Raw genomic sequence first — 3,164 nt, 5'->3', positions numbered from 1 at the left:
GCGCTCCGCGAGCGGGCTCGCCTGGCGACGCCGCGCTGTTGGCGTCTGCGGTCCTGGATGCGGCGTTCTCAAGATCGCCGGCATAGGTCTCAAGCAGTTTGGACAGCCTTTCGTCCAGGATACGTCGCGCCGCGCCGCTATGGCCTGCCGCCCGCCGATCCAGCGCTTCGATAATTCGAAAGCGGACGGGATCCATGTGATCGGCGCCACGCTCGCGCCATGCATCGAGGATCGACCGGACGCCGCTTGTCACACCACTCACGTCACTACTCACGGGGCGTAACCGTTGCCGTTGCGCTCGACGGTCTTGGAACAGGCGCTATTTCCACTCGCCGGTTCCTGGCCCGTCCCTGGTTGTCGGCATTCGAGCTCACTGGCTGCTCGGAGCCGAACGCGGCCGCAAATACCGAGGAGGAGGGGACGCCTTCATCGATCAACGCACGCGTGACCGTCAACGCACGCTGGGCCGACAGCTCCCAGTTGTCGGCAAAGCGCCGGTTAGGCTCCCGCACCTGCCGGTCATCGGTAAAGCCGCTAACCATCAGGATCTGGTCATCGGCCTGGAGATAGGCGGACAGCGGCCCGGCCAGGCTCTTCAATATTTCCCGGCCTTCGGGTTGCAATTGATCGGAGTTCAGCGCGAACAACACGCTGCCGTTGATGCCAATGCGCCCGTTGACCAGCGTCACCCGGCCCGCAGCCAGCGGCCCCGCCAGCGCCTGCTCCAGGGTCTTGCGGCGCTGCGTTTCCATCTGCCGCTGCTTGACCTCTTTCGCAAGCTGGGTCGAGAGTTCCAGTTGCACGCCGATGACGCCCACCAGGATCAGCATGAAGGCGCCCAGCAGCACCGACATCAGGTCGGCGAATACCGGCCATATAGGAGCCGCCAGCTCTGCGCCGCCGTCGATTTCCTCGCTCATGCCGCTTCGGCTCCGGCGGACGCACGCTGACCGGCAAGCCGTTGCAACTCTTCGACGATCTGCTTCTGCGACATCATGCTCAGGTCGATGACCTCTCTCGCCTGCGCCACGTAATAGGCAAGCTGTTCGTCACTGCGCGCAAGCGACTTGTCCAGCGCGGCTTCGATACGTTGCAGGTGGCTTACCAGCTTGTCGTTCGACTCGCCGAACAACTGCACGCCCACCCCGAATGCTTCACCCAGGCTCGCCACCTCGACGGCGCTGCCGGTGACCTGTGCGGCAACGGCACCCAGCTTTCCGGTCTCGGCCTCGACCTTGTCGGCGAACTGGGTCCCGACACGATCCAGCAGACCCGCCGACGTTGTGACCAGCGCGTCGACGGCCGAACGCTGTTCGGTAGAGGCGTGGTTCACGGCGTCGAGCAGGGTTTCAAGCGTTGCCAGCAGACGACTGCGTTCCTCTAGCATGGCGGTGTCGCGGACCATGCTGTCGGAGAGCTTCTGGCGCAGTTCGGCGACGACTTCGGCCGCGGCCCTCGGGGCTTCCGACGCGGCCTGCACGAGCCGGGAGATTTCGGCGATCGTGTTGCTCGCGTGAGCCTGCGTCTCGCCCGAGATGTCGCGCGCGGTCTGCTCCAGCATGTCGCAGATCTCTTGCTGCCGGCTCGCGGTGCGCGTGCCCGACTGCTCCCATTCGCGGCTCAGCGTAGTGGCTATCGAACCGAGGGTGTCGGTCCAGGCCGCCAGCCGCTGCTGGTCCCGCGATGCCAATTCCGCCTGCAAGCTCGCATGCGACTGGTCCACGGTGCGCAGCAGCGACGCCGAGTGTTGCTCGAAGGTCGCTGCGGCCACCGCCAAGGCCTGCTGATTGTGACTCGCCAACTGCTCGCTGGCGCTTGTTTGCCGCGATAGCGCCTCGTTCCACGCTTGCGACACGCTGCCCGCCGTGGCATCCAGGCGCGCGGAGACGCCTTCCAGCAGGCCGGCCGAGCGTTGCTCGAAGGTGTCGGTGAATCGATTGACCGATGTGTGCAGATGCTCGGCCAGCGCCTCGCTCGATTGCCGATGTTCCGCCAGTGCTTTGTCCCAGATGTCCGCCACGGTAGTGGCCGTCGTCTCGAAACCGGTCGAGAGCCCGTCCAGCTGGCGCTGCACGGCGTGCGTGACGGTATCGTGCAAGAAGCCTGTTTCGCGTGCGAGACCTGCCATTGTGGCTTCCATGACCGGCTGCAGCGACGCGCCGGCGGCGCGGGCGCTCTCGGCCACGCTCTCCTTCAACGACTGCTCCACCGAAGCAGCGAGGCGGGTGTATGTCGCTTCGACCTTGCCGTGGAAGGCGTCCTGGCTGGCGATCTGCCGCTCGTTCAAGGCCACGCTCTGTTGTTCTATGGTCGCCATCATCGTCTGCAGCCGATCGACCAGAGTGGGCATCACCTCGGCCTGCCGCTGCAGGAGCCTGAAGGTTTCGTCGCGCCGATGAGCCTGCGAGTAAATGCGCAATGTCGTCGCGATCTTTACGTCGAGCATCTGCGCTGCCGTGATCCGCTCGCGCCGGCACAACGCTGAAAGCAGCCCCAGCATGGCGGATGTGGCCACGCCCGCAATCGAGGTGCCGAACGCAAATCCCAGCCCCTTGACCGGTGCGGCCAGCGAAGCGCGGATAGCCTCCAGGTCGGTGGAGCTTTCCAGCGCCATCCCCGTGCCCCGCAGGGTCGCCACCATGCCCAGGAGCGTGCCCAGCATGCCCAGCAAGACGAGCAAGCCGACCAGATAGGGCGTCAGCGCCGGGCCGGCCAAGGCCACGCGCTCACCCTCGATGCGAAGGCGCGCCGCATTGCGCAGGGCGGGATGCAACTTGTCGAGCCAGGCGCCCAGGCTGGGCGGTGGCTCGGACAGGTCCGTGACGGCACGCGTCAGGGTGGACGTGGCCTCACCGTAGCGATGCAACTCAAGCGCGCCCGCCAGATAGCAGGCGCCGATCAACATCGTGACGGCCAGCGCCAGGGGGTTCGAGCCGACGTAGCCGACGCTGATCCAGCACACAGCAGCCAGACCTACGAGGAAAACAACAAGATTAGTCAGATTTCTGGACATAGCGTCCCAGTTAGCGGGTGCGAAGGGCCGCGAGCAACCCTTCGACCGGTTGAAAACGAAGATCCAGCTCGGCGAGCAACACGCTCTGCGCATCCTTGCGGAACACGTCCAGCCATGCGCCCGGCGCGAGCGCTGGGGTATCCCCCAATGC

4 protein-coding genes are annotated in these 3,164 nt (G+C 65.5%); all 4 read right to left on the bottom strand.

Features of this window, described 5'->3' with window-relative positions:
* A partial coding sequence (locus tag WCA53_RS24630) for a DUF2894 domain-containing protein (RefSeq protein WP_423916594.1) occupies positions 1–262 on the bottom strand: 262 nt, incomplete at its 3' end.
* Positions 263–266: 4 nt separating this feature from the next.
* Complete coding sequence (locus tag WCA53_RS24625; RefSeq protein WP_423916591.1) at positions 267–920, bottom strand: OmpA family protein; 654 nt, start codon at positions 918–920, stop codon at positions 267–269.
* Positions 917–3,013 carry a DUF802 domain-containing protein gene (locus tag WCA53_RS24620; RefSeq protein ID WP_423916589.1) on the bottom strand — a complete coding sequence of 699 codons (2,097 nt, stop codon included), beginning with the start codon at positions 3,011–3,013 and terminating at the stop codon, positions 917–919. Before WCA53_RS24620 ends, WCA53_RS24625 begins: the two co-directional genes overlap by 4 nt.
* A gap of 10 nt (positions 3,014–3,023) precedes the next feature.
* Positions 3,024–3,164, bottom strand: a 141-nt coding sequence (locus WCA53_RS24615; RefSeq protein ID WP_423916596.1) for a DUF3348 family protein, incomplete at its 5' end; no start/stop codon positions are given.

The sequence above is a fragment of the Caballeronia sp. genome, from assembly GCF_049581465.1.
Classification (GTDB): Bacteria; Pseudomonadota; Gammaproteobacteria; order Burkholderiales; family Burkholderiaceae; genus Caballeronia.
The sequence above is the reverse complement of the archived record's forward strand: the minus strand, read 5'-3'. Positions and strand labels throughout refer to the sequence as shown.

Coding starts and splice junctions, on each gene's coding strand:
- WCA53_RS24625 (WP_423916591.1), bottom strand. CDS start 920: ATGAGCGAGGAAATCGACGGCGGCGCAGAGCTGGCGGCTCCTATATGG.
- WCA53_RS24620 (WP_423916589.1), bottom strand. CDS start 3,013: ATGTCCAGAAATCTGACTAATCTTGTTGTTTTCCTCGTAGGTCTGGCT.